We start from the raw sequence: 15,035 nt of genomic DNA on the forward strand, positions 1-15,035 counted from the left end.
CACATACCCGGCGCATTTGCGCGGATAGGCGGCGCAACCCGGCGACAAGAGCGCATCGGCGAGTAAGCGACATGGCATCGCAAGCTGAACTCTCCGCTGCGCCCTTCATGGCGGCAGTCGGGCCCCCGGACGTGGGGTCCGCACGGCGTCCGCTGCCCGTCGAGCAGTTCCTGCGCCTGCGCAGGCAATTGCCGCCGATGTATTTCATCCTCACGATGAATGCGGCGGCGCTGGCCTATACCCACCACATTGCCGCACCGGCCTGGCTGTCGATCAACGTGCCGATGGTGCTGATCATCGCCTGCGCGATGCGAACGCTGCAGTGGATGCGGCCGATCGACGAGGCCTGCGTGACCGAACGGCAGGCGCAGCGTGTGCTGCGGCGCACCGAGATCATGGCGGCGGCAATGTCCGTGCTGTTCGTCTCATGGGCGCTTTTGCTCGATCAGTACGGCGATGGCGACGAACACGGCCATGTCACCGTGTTCGTGGCGATCACCGTGATGGGCTGCATCTTCTGCCTGAGCTATTTGCCGCGCGCCGCCCACCTCGTCAGCTTCGTCGTGCTCGGGGTATTCCTCACGTACTGTCTTGCGTGCGGGACGGTGACGATGGCCTCCATGGCGCTCAACATCCTGCTGGTAAGCGTCGTCGTGCTGAAGGTGCTGCGCGATTCGTATGGATCGTTCACCGCGCTGGAGGATTCGCAGGCCGCGTTGCACCATGAACGAGCGCAAGCGCAGCACCTTGCCGAGGAGAACGCCCGCCTCGCACATTCGGACCCGCTGACGGGCCTGCCGAACCGGCGCTATTTCTTCGCCCGGCTCGATGCCTTGCTGGCGCGCGGAGGCCGAGGCGCCCCCTTCGCGATCGGGGTGATCGATCTCGACCGATTCAAGCCGATCAACGATATCCACGGCCATGCGCAGGGCGACCGCCTGCTGCAAGTGATCGGCGAAAGGCTGCGCGCGGCAAGCGGACCCGACGCGGTGATCGCGCGGCTCGGCGGCGATGAGTTCGGCCTCATCATCGAAGGCTCGATGGAAGCGGCTGAAGCGATGGGCGCGTGGCTCTGCGAGCGGGTGCAGCAGCCGGTGCCACTGGGCGATATCGTGGTCTCCGTCGGCTGCTCGGGCGGGCTGGCTGCCTGGCCGGAGGCGGGCACCCGCGCGCATGACCTGTTCGACCGCGCGGACTTTGCGCTCTATCACGCCAAGAAGGCTCGGCGCGGCGGGATCGTCCGCTTTTCCTGCGAACTGGAGCGGATCATCCGATCGGAACAGGCGCTGGAAGCGGCCTTGCAGAGCGCGGACCTGGGGCGCGAACTGGCGATGGCCTACCAGCCGATCGTCCGCACGCGTTCGATGGCGACGGTCGGGGTGGAGGCACTGGCGCGGTGGGAATCGCCAACCATCGGCGCGGTGCCGGCCGAACAGCTGTTTGCAACGGCGGAGCGGCTCGGCATGGCGCGCACGGTTACGCTCGCCGCGTTCGAACGGGTGCTGGCCGATTTCACGCAATTGCCGCCCGAGCAGCGCCTGTCCTTCAATCTCGCCCCGACCGACATCGCTGATCCCGGCACGGTCGCCGCGCTGATCGAGCGGATCGCGCGCAGCGGCATCGAAGCCCAGCGGCTGGTGTTCGAGATCACCGAAACATCGCTGATCGGCGACTTTGCGGGCGCGCGCACCGCGCTGGAGCAACTGCGCACTTGCGGGGCAAAGATCGCACTCGATGATTTCGGAACGGGCTATTCGAGCCTCAGCACGCTGCATATGCTGCCGATCGACATCATCAAGATCGACCGCAGCTTCGCGGTGCGGCTCGACGATGGCGAGGGCCGCCGGCTGGTGCGCGCGATCTTCAATCTGACGCGCTCGCTGCGGCTGGAATGCGTGTTCGAGGGGATCGAGACCGAAATGCAGCTGATGGAAGCGACGCTTGCAGGCTTCCACTATGCGCAAGGGTACTTCATCGAGCGGCCGGTGGCGTTGGATACCCTGCTGGAGCGGCGGGCGAGCCGCAACGCCGCGTAATCCGTCAGATCGCGGCGTCTGCCAGGATAGCGGCGCGCAGCTCGGGGATACCCATCTTGAGCTCCGACGAGGTCACGTGGATCTGCGGGAACGCGGCTGTCCGCTTGCGCGCGGCGGCCTCGGTTGCGGCCACCGTTGCAGCAAGGTCGCTGGCCTTGATCTTGTCCGCCTTGGTGAGAACGACGCGGTAGCCCACGGCGGCCTCGTCAAGCATCTGCATCATGTCCTGATCGACCGCCTTGATGCCGTGGCGCGCATCGATGAGCAGCAGGGTGCGCTTGAGCACGACACGGCCGCGCAGGAAATCGCGCACGAGCCGCCGCCACTGCTCGGTCACACTGGGCGGCGCCTTGGCAAAACCATAGCCGGGCATGTCGACCAGCCGCATCTGGATCGGCTCGCCAAGATCGAAGAAGTTGAGTTCCTGCGTGCGGCCGGGGGTGACCGAGGTGCGCGCCATCGAATTGCGCCCGGTGAGCGCATTGAGCAGCGAGGACTTGCCGACGTTCGAGCGGCCCGAAAACGCGATCTCCGGCACCGTGGGATCGGGCAGGAACTGGAGCGCGGGTGCGGACTTGAGGAAGGTCACGGGGCCTGCGAACAGGCGCCGGGCGCGCTCCTCAAGTGCGGCGCGCGCCGTGGTTTCCTCTTCAGTCGGTGCGGTCATCGCGGCGTCACTCACCGGGTCTTGGGCTTGCGCGGAGTGGTCTTCTGCTCACGCAGCGCCACGCGGTCGATATCGAGTTGGTCCTTGCTCGCCTGCGCCTTCAGCTGCGGGTGCTTGCTGTAGAGGTACTTCTGCTGCGCGATGGTGAGCAGGTTCGAGGTGATCCAGTAGATCAGCAGGCCTGCCGCGAAGGGTGCCATCACGAACATCATCATCCACGGCATAAGCGCCATGACCTGCTGCTGCGCCGGGTCCATCGCGGCAGGCTGCAGCTTGAACTGCGCCCACATCGTGATGCCGAGCAGGATCGCCAGCACGCCGATCGCGAGGAACGCGGGCGGGGTGAACGGCAGCAGGCCGAACAGGTTGAGCACGTGCAGCGGATCGGGGGCCGAGAGGTCCTTGATCCAGAGGTAGAAGGGCTGGTGGCGCATCTCGATGGTCAGCACGAGCACTTTGTAGAGCGCGAAGAACACCGGGATCTGCAGGAAGATCGGCAGGCAGCCGGCGAGCGGGTTCACGCCTTCCGCCTTGTACAGCGCCATGATTTCCTGCTGCTGCTTCTGCTTGTCGTCCTTGAAGCGTTCCTGGATGACCTTCAGCTTGGGCTGGATCGCGCGCATCGCCGCCATCGAGGAGAACTGGCGCTGGGCGACCGGGAACATCATGCCACGCACGATCAGCGTGAGCAGGATGATCGCGAGGCCGAAGTTGTGCACCGCGCGGAACAGCGAATCGAGCAGCCAGAAGATCGGCTTCTCGAACCAGCGGAACCAGCCCCAGTCGATCGAGAGCGAGAGGTTGGTTGCCCCCTGCTTCTCGTAGGCCTCGAGCACATTGTTTTCCTTGGCCCCGGCGAAGAGGCGCACGGTCTGCGTCGCGGTCTGCCCCGGCGCGACGGTCGAGACGGGATAGATCAGGTCCGCGCGGAAGATATCGGGCGCGACACTGCGGAAATCCCCCTTGGGCTGAACCGCCCCGTTCGCCGTGTCCGGGACCAGGGCCGAGAGCCAGTAGATATCGGTGAAGCCGATCCAGTTGGCGGAGCCCGCCGGGCTGACCGTGCCGGCGGTCTTCACGTCGGAATAGTTGTTATCGAACGTGACCGCGCCATCGAACGCCGCGATCGGGCCCGAGTGGACGTTCCAGGTATCGAGGCTGGCGGTGCGGTCGGTGCGGTTGACCAGCGCGAAGGGCTTGACCGCAACGGGCGCGCCGCCCGCATTGCTGACCGACTGGGTCAGCGTGATCATGTAGTTCGCATCGATCGCATAGCGGATCGCGAAAGTCTGGCCGGTGGGATTGGTCCACTTGAGCGTGACGGGCGTCGCCGGCGTCAGCTTCGCGCCTTCGGCCTGCCACATCGTGTCCGGTCCCGGGGCGGCAATGCCGTTCTGGCCGATCCAGCCGACCTGCGCATAGTGCTGCGCGGGCGTGCCGGCGGGCGAGAACAGACGCACCGGCGGGCTGTTCTTGTCGAGCGTTTCGCGGTGGCGGGCGAGCGTGAGATCATCGACGAGGCCGCCGAGGAGATTGATCGAACCCTTGAGGCCGGGCGCATCGACCGGAATGCGGTGGCCGGCGGCGAGGGTCTGGGCAAGGTCCTGCTTTTCAAGCGCGACATCGGCCGGGGCCTGCAGGCCGCCTTCGCGGGTCGGCTTGAGCGTGGACGCGGTGGCAGGTGCGTTGCCGGCGGGGGCGCCGGGTGCGGCGGCAGCACCGGCGACAGGCTTGGCAGGCGCAGGGTAATAGTACCGCATGCCAAGGTCCCAGCCGACCAGCATGAGGGCCATGAGCACCATCGCCAGAATTACGTTGCGCTGATTTTCCACTCTGCCTCGCGTCGAAAAGTCATGTCTGCAGGATACGCTGTCACGGCACCGGCACTAGGGGACGGGGTCGTAGCCGTGGCCACCCCAAGGATGGCAGCGCAATAGCCGCTTCACCGTCAGCCAACCACCCTTAATCGCACCGTGTTTGCGCAGCGCCTCGATCGCATAGTGCGAACACGAGGGGCTGTAGCGGCACGAGGGCGGCAGGATCACCGAGGGACCGAGTTGCCAGAGGCGAACTAGGACGATCAGCAGGCGGCGGATCACTTGCCGCGTCCCTTGGGCTTGCCCTTGGTAGAAGGTCTGCGCGGCGGATCACCCTTGCCCGCAGCCACGCGGGAAAGCGCGGCTTCGAGTTCCTGGCGAAGCAGCGCGAAATTGCGTTCGATCCCGTTTTCACGGCCGATCAGCACATGGTCTGCACCGGCAATGCCCTGAGCTGGAAGGATTTCCCGCGCGAGCGCACGCAGGCGCCGCTTCATGCGGTTGCGGGCAACGGCATTGCCAATGCGCTTGGTGACGGTAACCCCGAAGCGGCGCAAGCCATCGGGGCGTGCCAGCGGGTTCACCAAAAGCACGAAACCGGGCCTTGCGACCCGGATTCCGTTGTTCGCGGCGAGGAAATCGGCGCGCTTCGCAATGATCTCCAGCCGAAGCCCCGTCGCCGCAGCGTCCGGGGCGGCTGGCGCTTCGGGGATCAGGCCGAAAGCTTCTTGCGACCGCGAGCGCGGCGGGCACGGAGGATCTTGCGACCGCCGACAGTGGCCGTGCGGGCGCGGAAGCCGTGACGGCGGGCACGCACGAGATTGCTGGGCTGGAAAGTGCGCTTCATCGGTTTGCTCTTTTCGTTCGAATCGGTTTGACCGTGGCCAGCGCAAAACGCGGCCCGGAATCAGGAGCGGGCCACTACGCTGCGATACTCTTGCAGTCAAGCACCGCTAGGATTGCGGCGCCTTCCTGCCCCGTGCCCCAGGCCGAATGGCTCGGGCAGAAAAAAGGCCCGGTCGTTGCCAACCGGGCCTGAAAGTTTTGGGAGAGGATGCCTGAAAGGCCATTTTCATATGCAACTATCCCCCTGTTCTCGCAAGTGCGAAATGGGTCATAATGGTTGCACTTTTTGCAATCAAAACGGCATAATCGCCTGGGAACCGCCAATTTCCATCGCCATTACAGCAGTATGACTCCCGGATATGGCGACAATGCCAAAATCGGATAGCGCTTTCGCCGCGTCGCAACATGCCCCAAGGGGAAGGTCGCGGCGTTCAGTGTGCCAGGAGCAGCGGGACCATCGACTTGTCGAGCAACTCGCGCGAGACTCCGCCGAGCAGCAGTTCGCGCAGCCGGCTCTTGCCGAACACGCCCATCACGATCAGTCCCGCACCAAGTTCGTGCGCCTTGTCGGCAATCATGGTGCCGATCGCGCCGTGCTTTGCCACTTCATGGACTTCGGCATGGATGTCGTGCCGCGAGAGGTAGCAGGCCGCATCGCGCGCGGGGAAGCTGTCTTCCTTTTCGCGCACCATCAGGATGTGGACCGCGCTGGCGAGGGCCAGCAGCGGCAGCGCTGCGTGCATGGCAGCAGCGGCTTCATGCCCGCCATCCCAGGCGAGCAGCACCGGCTTGTCGAACACGACCAGCGGCACCCCGCGCGGCAGCGCCAGCACCGGGCAGCGCGAACCCAGCGCCACTTCCTCGAGCGCGGGATCATCGAGGCTGGCGACGATGCAATCGGTGAAGCGCGCCGCCGCGGCCACGCTTTCGACGCGGCCCTGATCGGTGAGCACCACGTCGAAGGGCACGTCTTCGTTGGCGAGCCGCTTGTCGAGGTCCGTGGCAAGCTGCTCGTCCGCTGCGCGCACCTCGTTGATCACTTCGGCCGAAAGCGCCGCCCCGCCGAAGGGCTCCCACAGCGCCATCTGCGCGAAGGGAGTCGCGATCTGGAAAGACACGTGGCCGCGCATCGCCCGCGCCAGCGCGAGCGCGGTTTCGACCCTGTCGTTCAGCGTATCGGCGTTGTCCGCCGGGCAGAGAATCGAGCGCATGGGGTTTCTCCTTGGGTTTGGCTATGCAGCCACTGATAGACCCGATCCGGACCGATGCCCAATGATCCAGGTCAATTCCTTGCCCTTGCACGCACCGCCGCGACCGCTATGCCGCCAGCAACACGCAACTGGGAGCGGGCATGGTGACGGAGCGGGCGTTTGCGGCAGTGATCTTCGATTTCGGCGGGGTGATCACCTCGTCGCCGTTCGAAGCGTTCAATCGGCTGGAAGCGGAGCGCGGCCTGCCGCAGGACTTCGTGCGCCGGGTGAATGCGATGAACCCCGACGACAACGCATGGGCAAAGTTTGAACGGGCGGAGATCGGCGCGGCGGAGTTCGATGCGCTGTTTGCAGCGGAAGCGCGTGTGCAAGGGCACGATCTGGCCGGTAGCGAAGTGCTTGCCGTGCTGGCAGGCGCGGTCCGGCCAGCGATGGTCATTGCGCTCGACCAACTCAAGGCCGCCGGTTACCGCATCGCCTGCATCACCAACAACGTGCCCGCCGGACACGGCGGCGCCGGCCTGGCGAGGAGCGAAGACCGCAGCGATGCGCTCGAGCTTATCTTCGCGCGCTTCGAGCATGTGATCGAAAGCAGCAAGGCCGGCGTGCGCAAGCCCGATCCGCGCATCTACCAGATGATGTGCGAGAAACTGGGGCTCGAACCCGCGGCCTGCATCTACCTCGACGACCTTGGCGTGAACTGCAAACCGGCGGCAAAGCTGGGGATGCACGCGATCAAGGTGACGAGCGGCGAGCAGGCGCTGGCCGACCTTTCAGCACTGCTCGCGCTCCCGCTGGGGTGACAAGCTGTCGCTGGGCGCTAGATAGGCGCTGCATAGCACAGGAGCCGGATTCGCGTGGCCAAGAAGCTTTATCCCGATGCCGCCAGCGCCCTTGACGGGTTGCTCAAGGATGGCTTGCTGATCGCCTGCGGCGGCTTCGGCCTTTGCGGAATCCCCGAGCGCCTGTTGACAGCGGTGCGCGAATCCGGGGTCAAGGATCTGACCTTCGCCAGCAACAACGCCGGGATCGACAACGAAGGCATCGGCATGCTGCTGCGCACGCGGCAGGTGAAGAAGATGATCGCCAGCTACGTGGGCGAGAACAAGGAATTCGAGCGGCAGTACCTTTCGGGCGAGCTCGAGGTGGAATTCAGCCCGCAGGGCACGCTGGCCGAGCGCATGCGCGCAGGCGGCGCAGGCATTCCGGGATTTTACACCAAGACGGGCGTCGGCACGCTGGTGGCCGAGGGCAAGGAAAGCAAAGTTTTCGACGGGCAGGAATACATCCTTGAACGCGGAATCTTCGCCGATCTGGCGCTGGTGAAGGCGTGGAAAGCGGACGAGACGGGCAACGTCGTTTTCCGCAAGACCGCGCGCAATTTCAACGTGCCAGCCGCCACCTGCGGCAAGGTCTGCGTGGTCGAGGTGGAAGAGATCGTGCCCACCGGCAGCCTTGATCCAGATAGCGTCCACCTGCCGGGCGTCTATGTCCAGCGGATCATCGTGGGTTCGCCCTATGACAAGAAGATCGAGTTCCGCACGGTTCGCAACACGGATGTCGGCTGATGACCAAGCATGATGGATTGACCGCTGGCTGGACCCGCGACCAGATGGCCGCCCGCGCCGCGCGCGAACTGCAGGACGGCTTCTATGTGAACCTCGGCATCGGCATTCCGACGCTGGTGGCGAACCATATCCCCGAAGGCATGACGGTGACGCTGCAGAGCGAGAACGGCATGCTCGGCATCGGGCCCTTCCCGCTCGCGGGTGAGGAAGACGCCGACCTGATCAATGCCGGCAAGCAGACGATCAGCGAACTGCCGCAGTCCGCCTATTTCGATAGCGCGCAGAGCTTCGCCATGATCCGGGGCGGGCATATCGACCTTACCGTGCTGGGCGCGATGGAAGTGGCCGAAAACGGCGACATCGCCAACTGGATGGTGCCCGGCAAGATGATCAAGGGCATGGGCGGCGCGATGGACCTCGTCGCGGGGGTCAAGAAGATCATCGTGGTGATGGAGCACTGCGCCAAGGACGGCAGCCCCAAGTTCATTCCGGCATGCACTCTGCCGCTGACGGGCAAGGGCGTGGTCGACATGATAGTGACCGACCTTGCCGTCTTCGCGCGGGCAGATCACGCCTCGCCGTTCCGGCTGATCGAGCTGGCGCCGGGCGTCAGCGCTGAGGATGTCAGGGCCAAGACGACGGCGCACTACGTGGAGTAAGCCCTTGGCCTATACCCTGATCACCGCAAACCGGAACTATTCAAGCTGGTCGCTGCGCCCCTGGGTGCTAATGAAGGCGCTGGGCATTCCCTTCGAGGAACGCATCGAGCCTTTCACCAAGCCTTCGAACTATGACGAGTTCCGCGCGTTCTCGCCGACCGGCCAAGTGCCGGTGCTGCTTGATGGCGAGACCACCGTGTGGGATTCGCTCGGCATCGCGCTCTATCTGGCGGACCGGCACGCGGGCGTGTGGCCGGTAGATGCAGCGGCCCGGGCCTTCGCGCAGAGCGCCGTCACCGAGATGCATGGCGGCTTTTCAGCCTTGCGCAATGATTGCCCGATGAACGTGGGCGTGCGGGTGCAGCCGCGCCCAATGCGCGATGCGCTGGTGCGCGATGTGGCGCGGGTGCGCGAGATCTTCGAGCAGGGCCTTGCGCGCTTCGGCGGGCCGTGGCTGGCAGGCGAGGCCTTCACGGTGCTCGACGCTTTCTACGCGCCGGTCGCTTACCGGGTGCGCAGCTATGGCCTCGACGTTGGGAAGGGTCAGGCCTGGGTCGACCACGTGATCGCGCATCCCGCGATGCAGGAATGGGAAGCAGTTGCACTCGCGGAAACCTGGCGCGAAGTGAGCCACGAGGAAGAACTTGCGGCCAGCGGGGCGATCACCGCCGATTACCGCAAAGCCTAAGGCTTCTCGTCCGCCTTCTCGCGCGCGTTCAGCTCTGCCCAGAGGCCTTCGGTGCCCGCTTCGACGGCATGATTCACATATTGCGAGGCGGCTAACCACCCTTTGAACGGGCGCAGCGTGGCGACGCAGCCGAGGACGAGGATCGGCATCGAGGTGAAGACATGGACCCACCACGGCGGATCGAACTTCACCTGCACATAGACCACCACGAAAACCAGCGGGAACGCGGTGATGCACAGGGCGAAAAAGGCGGGGCCATCGTCCGTCTGCGCATAGCCGAAATCGAGGCCGCAGTGATCACAGGTCTTGGCGAGCTTGAGCCAGCCGGCAAACATGTGCCCCTTGCCGCAGCGCGGGCATTTGCCTTGCCAGCCGCAGCGCAGGATCCAGGCGAGCTTCGGATTTGAAATCAGAGCCATGGGATGGCCGTTAAACCTCGGCGAGGCCGCCAGCAATAACTTTAGTGATCCGCTACCGCCGCCTGCATCTGTGGGCCGCCCATGGCGGGCTTGCCGGCCTTGACGAAGAACAGCACCGGGATCGAGGCCCAGCACAAGAGGCCCATCATGTAGAAATCGTTGAGGTATCCGATCATTGCCGCCTGCTTGTTGACCATGCCATCGACCACCCGCATTCCGGCCTCGGATACGCCGCCATAGGCAGTGATACGATCGAGATCGAACGGCACGCTCATCCGGGTGATCTGGGCGCCCATTTCCGCGTGGTTCACCTGCATGTTGCGCGCGAGCATGAAGGTGCACACCGCGATGCCGATCGAGGCGCCGATAGACCGCATCAGGTTGTTGAGCCCGGCCGCATCGGTGCGCAGTTCGGGCGGCAGCGTAGCGAAGGCGATCAGGTTGATCGGCATGATCGTGAAGCTGATGCCCACGCCCTGGATCAGGCCGGTCAGGAAGATCGGGGTCATCGGCATATCGGGCGACCAGCCCGCCATGAGCCACAGCGACCAGCCCGAAAGGCCCATGCCGATGGTGAGCGCGATGCGCGGATCCATCTTCGTGATCCAGCGCCCGAGCAGCGTGATCGTGGCCAGCAGGCCCAGCCCACGCGGGGCAAGCAGCCAGCCCGCATCGACCGCCGGGTAGCCATAGATGCCCTGCAGCAGCCCCGGCAACAGCGCCAGCACTGCCATCATCACGCAGCCGATCAGGAACATGAAAATGAGGCTGGCAACGAAATTGGCATCGGCAAACATGCGGCCCGGAAACAGCGGCTTCTCGGCGGTGACGAGGTGCACTACCGCCATCCACGCGCTGCAGGCCCAGATCACGGCATAGGTCACCACTTCGGCGCTACCGAACCAGTCCTGCGAGGGGCCGCGATCGAGCATGAGCTGGAACGAGGCAAGCGCGAGCGCCACCAGCAGCCAGCCGGTGAGGTCGATCGGGCGGCGGATCACATCCTGGCGCGGCAGCAACCACCACAGCACGAGGCCGGACGCGATCCCGATGGGCACGTTGATGAAGAACACCCAGCGCCACGAGTAGCTTTCGGTGATGTATCCGCCGAGCAGCGGCCCCGCGATGGGGCCCAGCATGACACCCTGCGTGAACAGGGCCATCATCTTCGGTCGCTCTTCAGTCGTGCTGGAATTGAGCATCACGGTCTGCGCGAAAGGCGAAAGGAACGCGCCACCGATCCCCTGCACCACGCGGAACGCCACCATCTGCTCAAGGTTCTGCGCAAGGCCGCACATGATCGAGGCGGCGGTGAAAGCCACGACCGAAAACGTGAAGACGAGGCGGATGCCAAACCGGTCGACCAGCCAGCCGCCGAGCGGCAGCACTACCGCAGAGGCAAGCACATAGCTTGTCAGCACCCAGCTGATCGTTTCCTGCGTGGCCGAAAGCGAGGCTTCCATGTGCGGCAGCGCGACGTTGGCAATCGTGGTGTCGAGCACCTGCATGACCATCGCCGCCATCACCGCAGTGAACAGCAGCGGGCGATGCTTTACCAGCCAGGCAGGCTGCTGGGCATCACTTGCCGTCGACATGGACCGTCACGTTCGCACTCAGGCCGGCGATCAGCGGGCGGTCTCCGCTGGACGAATCGATCGCGATGCGCACCGGCACGCGCTGGGTGACCTTGACCCAGTTGCCGGTGGCGTTCTGCGCCGGAAGCACCGAGAATTCGGAGCCGGTGCCCGCGCCGATGCTATCGACATGGCCCTTGAGCTTGAGGCCCGGATAGGCATCGAGCTTCACATCGGCGGGCTGGCCGGAGCGCATGCGGGCGAGATCGGTTTCCTTGAAGTTTGCCTCCACGCGGGCACCGCCTTCGCGCACGATCGAAAGCATCGGCACCCCGGTGAAGACCATCTGGCCGATCTGCAGGCGGTTCACCTGCGTGACACGGCCCGAGACCGGCGCGCGCACCACAGTGCGGGTGAGATCGAGCGCGGCCTTGGAACGGGTGGCCTGCGCCGCAGCGACCTGCGGGTTCTGCCCGGGCACTTGCGCGCCGGTGGCAAGCTGCGCACGCGCTTTCTCGACTTCAGCGGCGACCGAGGCCAGCCGATCCCGCGCGGAGGCGACGGCGTGCTGCGCCTCGTCCATCCGGGCGCGGGTGTTGAAGCCGCGATCAAGCAGCGCCTTTTCACGGGCATACTGCGCTTCCGCGAGGGCGAGATCATCGCGCGCGCCGGCAATATTGGCGGCATTGGCGCCGACATCGGCCGAAAGCGCGGTGATGTTGGCCTGCGCGCTGGCGATCTGTGCATCAGCCTGGCGCATCGCGACTTCGTAGCTGGTGGGATCGATGCGGAAGAGGACATCGCCCGCTTTGACTTGCTGGTTCTCGTGCACGTTCACGGCAACGACGAGACCGTTCACCTCGCCCGCGATCGAGACGATGTCCTGCTTCACGTATGCGTTGTCGGTCGAAACCTCGCCAGGACTGCCGAACCACCAGGCGAGTGCGCCGCCGACGATAAGGGCGGGGACGATCAGCATGGCAGCAAGACGCAGCCGCTTGCTGCGGGTGGCCTTGCGGCGCTCGCCTTCGGCGCTGTCAGCCGCGCTTGGCTTGAAAGGATCGGCTTCAGCCATGGGCCAGCGCTCCTTGTGTCAGGACCTTTTCGGGCGGGGCTTCCTCAAGAAGGTTGGCGCGCACACGTTCAAGAAGGGCAAGGAGCAGATCGCGCTCGGCCGCCGAAAAGCCTTGCTGCGCTTCCTCGAACACATCGGTCGCGCACACGAACAATTCGTCGAGCAGCGGGGTGGCGGCATCGGTGAGGAACAGCCGCCAGGCGCGGCGATCATTCGGATCGGCGCGGCGCTCGACCATGCCGGACTTTTCCAGCCGGTCGATCATGCGCCCCGCAGTGATCGCTTCCACTTCGAGCCACTGCGCGAGCGCGCCCTGGTTGATGCCGGGAGTGCGGCGCAGCGCAGCGAGCATGCGCCACTGCGGGCCGGTGACGCCGAATCGGCGGCTCACCACATCGAAGCGCTTGCGCAGCAGGCGGCTCACATCCGAGGTCAGGAAAGCGATGTTGTTCTGCATAGGCACGCACATAATAATCGTGCTTATTATAGTCAAGACAGGCTAAAAGGGTAGTCTCACCGACGCGGGTTCCCCTTCGACAAGCCAGCTCCGCCTCGCTAGAAATGCTGCGGGGGAGAGAGGCGGATGGACGCAGGTACTTTTGCGCGGGAGCTTGAGGAAAGGCGGGCAAGCCTGTCCTCGCGCTTGGTGAAGCGCGCGCTGCTGGGCTTTTACCGGATGCAGGGATGGAAGGCCGTGGGCACGCCGCCGCCGGGCGGGCGCTATGTGATCATCGCCGCGCCGCATACGTCGAACTGGGACTTCGTGTACTTCCTCGGCCTCGTCAACGAACTGGGGCTCGATGCGCACTTCATGGCCAAGGACAGCCTGTTCCGCTGGCCGATGGGCGGCTTCATGCGCGACATGGGCGGGATATCGATCAACCGCTCGGCGCGGCACAACGTGGTCGATGCGATGATCGCCGAATTCGCGCGGCGCGACCGCTTCGCACTGACGATTGCGCCAGAAGGCACGCGCAGCGCAGTCAACCAATGGCGCACGGGCTTCTATCATATTGCATTGGGCGCGGGCGTACCGCTGGTGATCGGGATGATGGATTATGGCCGCAAGGTGGGCGGGCTTGGCCCGGCGATCATGCCGACGGGGGACTACAAGGCTGATATGCAACAGGTCGCAGAAATCTATCAGAGCGTGACCCCGCGCCATCCCGAGCGCGGGATCAAGGACTTTGCGGGGATGTTCGATGCTTGAAGGGCTGATCGTCAATGCACTGGCGCTTGCCGTCCTGATGGCGCTCCTCGCGCGCACGGCCGCGAAGATCGGCGATGTGAGCTTCATCGATGCTGTGTGGGGCGCGGCGATGGCGGCGCTCGCGGTCTCGGCCTGGGCGCAGGCGGCTGAGAAGGGTCCGCGGGCCAGCCTGATCGCGGCGATGGCGCTGATCTGGGGCGCGCGGCTGGGCTGGCATCTCTACACCCGCTGGCGCGCGCATGGCGAGGACGTGCGCTACGCCCGGATGTTGGGCAAGGCGCGCAAGGCCGGCAAGTATGGCAGAGCGGCAGCGCAAGTCTTCGCGGTGCAAGCCGTGCTGCTTTACGTGACCTGCCTCCCCGCGCAGTTAGGTGTGCTCGCCGCTGGCAGCGAAGGCATCGGGCCGCTGGCCATGGCAGGTGGCGCGCTCTGGCTGATCGGCTTTGCTTTCGAAACGATCGGCGATGCGCAGCTCACCCGGTTCCGCGCCGATCCTGCCAGCAAAGGCAAAGTGCTCGATAGCGGCCTGTGGCGCTATACCCGCCATCCCAACTATTTCGGCGACACGTGCGTGTGGTGGGGGATCTGGCTGGCAGCGAGCGAGGCGGGGCTGCCGATTGCGCTGGCCTCGCTGGCGGGGCCCGTGTTCCTGACCTTCACCCTCACCCGCTGGTCGGGCAAGCCGCTGCTCGAAAAGGGCCTCGTCCAGCGCCGACCGGATTATGCCGACTATGTGCGACGCACATCCGGGTTCATTCCATGGCCGCCGAAGCAATAGCCCACCCGCAGCCGCTCGCTTCCGACCTGCTTGAACGCGTGCTGGGTTGGGCCGCGCTGGCCCTGCTTGCTGCCGCGCTGGCCGCCATCATGCGCGGCCATGCGAGCTGGGGCGCGGTGCCGCCTGCGATCTGGCTTCACCTCGGCACGGTCATCGTGGCCTTGACGCTGACCCCGGTGATCCTGTGGCAGAGGCGCGGCACGCGGCTGCACCGGCGGCTGGGATATGTCTGGGCGAGCGCGATGTTCGTCTCGGCGCTGGACAGCTTCTGGATCCTTGAAACCAACCACGGCCATTTCAGCGTGATCCACCTGCTCTCCGCCTTCGTGGCGGTGCAAACCCCGCGCCTCGTCCTCACCGCCCGGGCGCACAACCATGCCGCACATCGGCGCACCGTGCGCGGGTTGGTGATCGGCGGCCTGCTGACCGCCGGCGCGCTGACGTTCCCGTTCCACCGCCTGCTGGGGCGCTGGCTGCTGGGCTGAGG

Annotated in this window: 18 protein-coding genes; 8 read left to right on the plus strand and 10 right to left on the minus strand. The window is 65.3% G+C overall.

From position 1 onward, the window contains the following. Positions 1-71: 71 nt before the first annotated feature. Positions 72-2,036: an EAL domain-containing protein gene (locus tag Q0071_RS04825; RefSeq protein ID WP_298165883.1), complete on the plus strand. Its 1,965-nt coding sequence runs from the start codon at positions 72-74 to the stop codon at positions 2,034-2,036. A 4-nt stretch (positions 2,037-2,040) separates the two neighbouring features. Here the strand turns inward: Q0071_RS04825 and yihA are convergent, their stop codons facing one another. The 6 genes from yihA to Q0071_RS04855 all read right to left on the minus strand — a co-directional run bounded on the left by yihA (position 2,041) and on the right by Q0071_RS04855 (position 6,577). Next, entirely contained in the window at positions 2,041-2,703 is a 663-nt protein-coding gene (yihA, locus tag Q0071_RS04830; protein ID WP_298165886.1) for a ribosome biogenesis GTP-binding protein YihA/YsxC, read from the minus strand. A gap of 11 nt (positions 2,704-2,714) precedes the next feature. After that, on the minus strand, positions 2,715-4,535 hold the full coding sequence (yidC, locus tag Q0071_RS04835; RefSeq protein WP_298165887.1) for a membrane protein insertase YidC: 1,821 nt from the start codon (positions 4,533-4,535) through the stop codon (positions 2,715-2,717). Between the two features lie 54 nt (positions 4,536-4,589). After that, a complete protein-coding gene (gene yidD, locus Q0071_RS04840) occupies positions 4,590-4,802 on the minus strand; it encodes a membrane protein insertion efficiency factor YidD (protein WP_298165888.1) in 213 nt (70 codons plus the stop codon). After that, positions 4,799-5,236: a ribonuclease P protein component gene (rnpA, locus tag Q0071_RS04845; RefSeq protein WP_366886092.1), complete on the minus strand. Its 438-nt coding sequence runs from the start codon at positions 5,234-5,236 to the stop codon at positions 4,799-4,801. The genes yidD and rnpA overlap by 4 nt, the downstream gene beginning before the upstream one ends. Then, positions 5,233-5,367 (minus strand): 50S ribosomal protein L34, encoded by a 135-nt coding sequence (gene rpmH, locus Q0071_RS04850; protein ID WP_298165898.1) that lies wholly within the window; start codon positions 5,365-5,367, stop codon positions 5,233-5,235. The genes rnpA and rpmH overlap by 4 nt, the downstream gene beginning before the upstream one ends. A gap of 430 nt (positions 5,368-5,797) precedes the next feature. Further along, positions 5,798-6,577 carry a universal stress protein gene (locus tag Q0071_RS04855; RefSeq protein WP_298165900.1) on the minus strand — a complete coding sequence of 260 codons (780 nt, stop codon included), beginning with the start codon at positions 6,575-6,577 and terminating at the stop codon, positions 5,798-5,800. Between the two features lie 140 nt (positions 6,578-6,717). Here Q0071_RS04855 and Q0071_RS04860 point away from each other — a divergent pair, with 140 nt between their 5' ends. The 4 genes from Q0071_RS04860 to Q0071_RS04875 are packed head-to-tail and all read left to right on the plus strand — an operon-like array spanning position 6,718 to position 9,492. Continuing rightward, the gene (locus Q0071_RS04860) at positions 6,718-7,380 is read left to right on the plus strand and encodes an HAD-IA family hydrolase (protein WP_298165902.1); all 663 of its coding nucleotides are present in this window, start codon (positions 6,718-6,720) and stop codon (positions 7,378-7,380) included. A gap of 54 nt (positions 7,381-7,434) precedes the next feature. Further along, positions 7,435-8,145 carry a CoA transferase subunit A gene (locus Q0071_RS04865; protein WP_298165904.1) on the plus strand — a complete coding sequence of 237 codons (711 nt, stop codon included), beginning with the start codon at positions 7,435-7,437 and terminating at the stop codon, positions 8,143-8,145. Beyond that, positions 8,145-8,804 carry a CoA transferase subunit B gene (locus Q0071_RS04870; RefSeq protein ID WP_298165906.1) on the plus strand — a complete coding sequence of 220 codons (660 nt, stop codon included), beginning with the start codon at positions 8,145-8,147 and terminating at the stop codon, positions 8,802-8,804. Before Q0071_RS04865 ends, Q0071_RS04870 begins: the two co-directional genes overlap by 1 nt. A gap of 4 nt (positions 8,805-8,808) precedes the next feature. After that, positions 8,809-9,492 carry a glutathione S-transferase family protein gene (locus Q0071_RS04875; protein WP_298165908.1) on the plus strand — a complete coding sequence of 228 codons (684 nt, stop codon included), beginning with the start codon at positions 8,809-8,811 and terminating at the stop codon, positions 9,490-9,492. Here Q0071_RS04875 and Q0071_RS04880 read toward each other — a convergent pair. The 4 genes from Q0071_RS04880 to Q0071_RS04895 are packed head-to-tail and all read right to left on the minus strand — an operon-like array spanning position 9,489 to position 13,017. Next, the gene (locus Q0071_RS04880; RefSeq protein ID WP_298165910.1) at positions 9,489-9,911 is read right to left on the minus strand and encodes a DUF983 domain-containing protein; all 423 of its coding nucleotides are present in this window, start codon (positions 9,909-9,911) and stop codon (positions 9,489-9,491) included. The genes Q0071_RS04875 and Q0071_RS04880 overlap by 4 nt on opposite strands. Positions 9,912-9,952: 41 nt before the next feature. Then, entirely contained in the window at positions 9,953-11,506 is a 1,554-nt protein-coding gene (locus tag Q0071_RS04885; protein WP_298165912.1) for a DHA2 family efflux MFS transporter permease subunit, read from the minus strand. Further along, entirely contained in the window at positions 11,490-12,560 is a 1,071-nt protein-coding gene (locus Q0071_RS04890; protein WP_298165914.1) for an HlyD family secretion protein, read from the minus strand. The genes Q0071_RS04885 and Q0071_RS04890 overlap by 17 nt, the downstream gene beginning before the upstream one ends. Further along, positions 12,553-13,017, minus strand: a complete 465-nt coding sequence (locus Q0071_RS04895) for a MarR family transcriptional regulator (protein WP_298165916.1) — start codon at positions 13,015-13,017, stop codon at positions 12,553-12,555. The genes Q0071_RS04890 and Q0071_RS04895 overlap by 8 nt, the downstream gene beginning before the upstream one ends. Before the next feature lie 126 nt (positions 13,018-13,143). On the opposite strand from Q0071_RS04895, the gene Q0071_RS04900 reads away from it, so the two are divergent. Genes Q0071_RS04900 through Q0071_RS04910 form a run of 3 tightly spaced genes read left to right on the plus strand, consistent with a single transcriptional unit; the run spans position 13,144 to position 15,033 of the window. After that, the gene (locus Q0071_RS04900) at positions 13,144-13,770 is read left to right on the plus strand and encodes a lysophospholipid acyltransferase family protein (protein WP_298165918.1); all 627 of its coding nucleotides are present in this window, start codon (positions 13,144-13,146) and stop codon (positions 13,768-13,770) included. Further along, a complete protein-coding gene (locus Q0071_RS04905; RefSeq protein WP_298165920.1) occupies positions 13,763-14,548 on the plus strand; it encodes a DUF1295 domain-containing protein in 786 nt (261 codons plus the stop codon). Before Q0071_RS04900 ends, Q0071_RS04905 begins: the two co-directional genes overlap by 8 nt. Further along, positions 14,530-15,033 (plus strand): DUF2306 domain-containing protein, encoded by a 504-nt coding sequence (locus Q0071_RS04910; RefSeq protein ID WP_298165922.1) that lies wholly within the window; start codon positions 14,530-14,532, stop codon positions 15,031-15,033. Before Q0071_RS04905 ends, Q0071_RS04910 begins: the two co-directional genes overlap by 19 nt. Positions 15,034-15,035 lie beyond the last annotated feature (2 nt).

It is taken from the genome of Novosphingobium sp., assembly GCF_027486195.1.
Lineage (GTDB): Bacteria > Pseudomonadota > Alphaproteobacteria > Sphingomonadales > Sphingomonadaceae > Novosphingobium.

What these genes read in the sequence shown, in the direction of transcription:
- Q0071_RS04825 (WP_298165883.1), top strand. Translation starts at nt 72, where the DNA reads ATGGCATCGCAAGCTGAACTCTCCGCTGCGCCCTTCATGGCGGCAGTC.
- yihA (WP_298165886.1), bottom strand. Translation starts at nt 2,703, where the DNA reads ATGACCGCACCGACTGAAGAGGAAACCACGGCGCGCGCCGCACTTGAG.
- rpmH (WP_298165898.1), bottom strand. Translation starts at nt 5,367, where the DNA reads ATGAAGCGCACTTTCCAGCCCAGCAATCTCGTGCGTGCCCGCCGTCAC.
- Q0071_RS04855 (WP_298165900.1), bottom strand. Translation starts at nt 6,577, where the DNA reads ATGCGCTCGATTCTCTGCCCGGCGGACAACGCCGATACGCTGAACGAC.
- Q0071_RS04860 (WP_298165902.1), top strand. Translation starts at nt 6,718, where the DNA reads ATGGTGACGGAGCGGGCGTTTGCGGCAGTGATCTTCGATTTCGGCGGG.
- Q0071_RS04870 (WP_298165906.1), top strand. Translation starts at nt 8,145, where the DNA reads ATGACCAAGCATGATGGATTGACCGCTGGCTGGACCCGCGACCAGATG.
- Q0071_RS04880 (WP_298165910.1), bottom strand. Translation starts at nt 9,911, where the DNA reads ATGGCTCTGATTTCAAATCCGAAGCTCGCCTGGATCCTGCGCTGCGGC.
- Q0071_RS04885 (WP_298165912.1), bottom strand. Translation starts at nt 11,506, where the DNA reads ATGTCGACGGCAAGTGATGCCCAGCAGCCTGCCTGGCTGGTAAAGCAT.
- Q0071_RS04890 (WP_298165914.1), bottom strand. Translation starts at nt 12,560, where the DNA reads ATGGCTGAAGCCGATCCTTTCAAGCCAAGCGCGGCTGACAGCGCCGAA.
- Q0071_RS04895 (WP_298165916.1), bottom strand. Translation starts at nt 13,017, where the DNA reads ATGCAGAACAACATCGCTTTCCTGACCTCGGATGTGAGCCGCCTGCTG.
- Q0071_RS04900 (WP_298165918.1), top strand. Translation starts at nt 13,144, where the DNA reads ATGGACGCAGGTACTTTTGCGCGGGAGCTTGAGGAAAGGCGGGCAAGC.
- Q0071_RS04905 (WP_298165920.1), top strand. Translation starts at nt 13,763, where the DNA reads ATGCTTGAAGGGCTGATCGTCAATGCACTGGCGCTTGCCGTCCTGATG.
- Q0071_RS04910 (WP_298165922.1), top strand. Translation starts at nt 14,530, where the DNA reads ATGGCCGCCGAAGCAATAGCCCACCCGCAGCCGCTCGCTTCCGACCTG.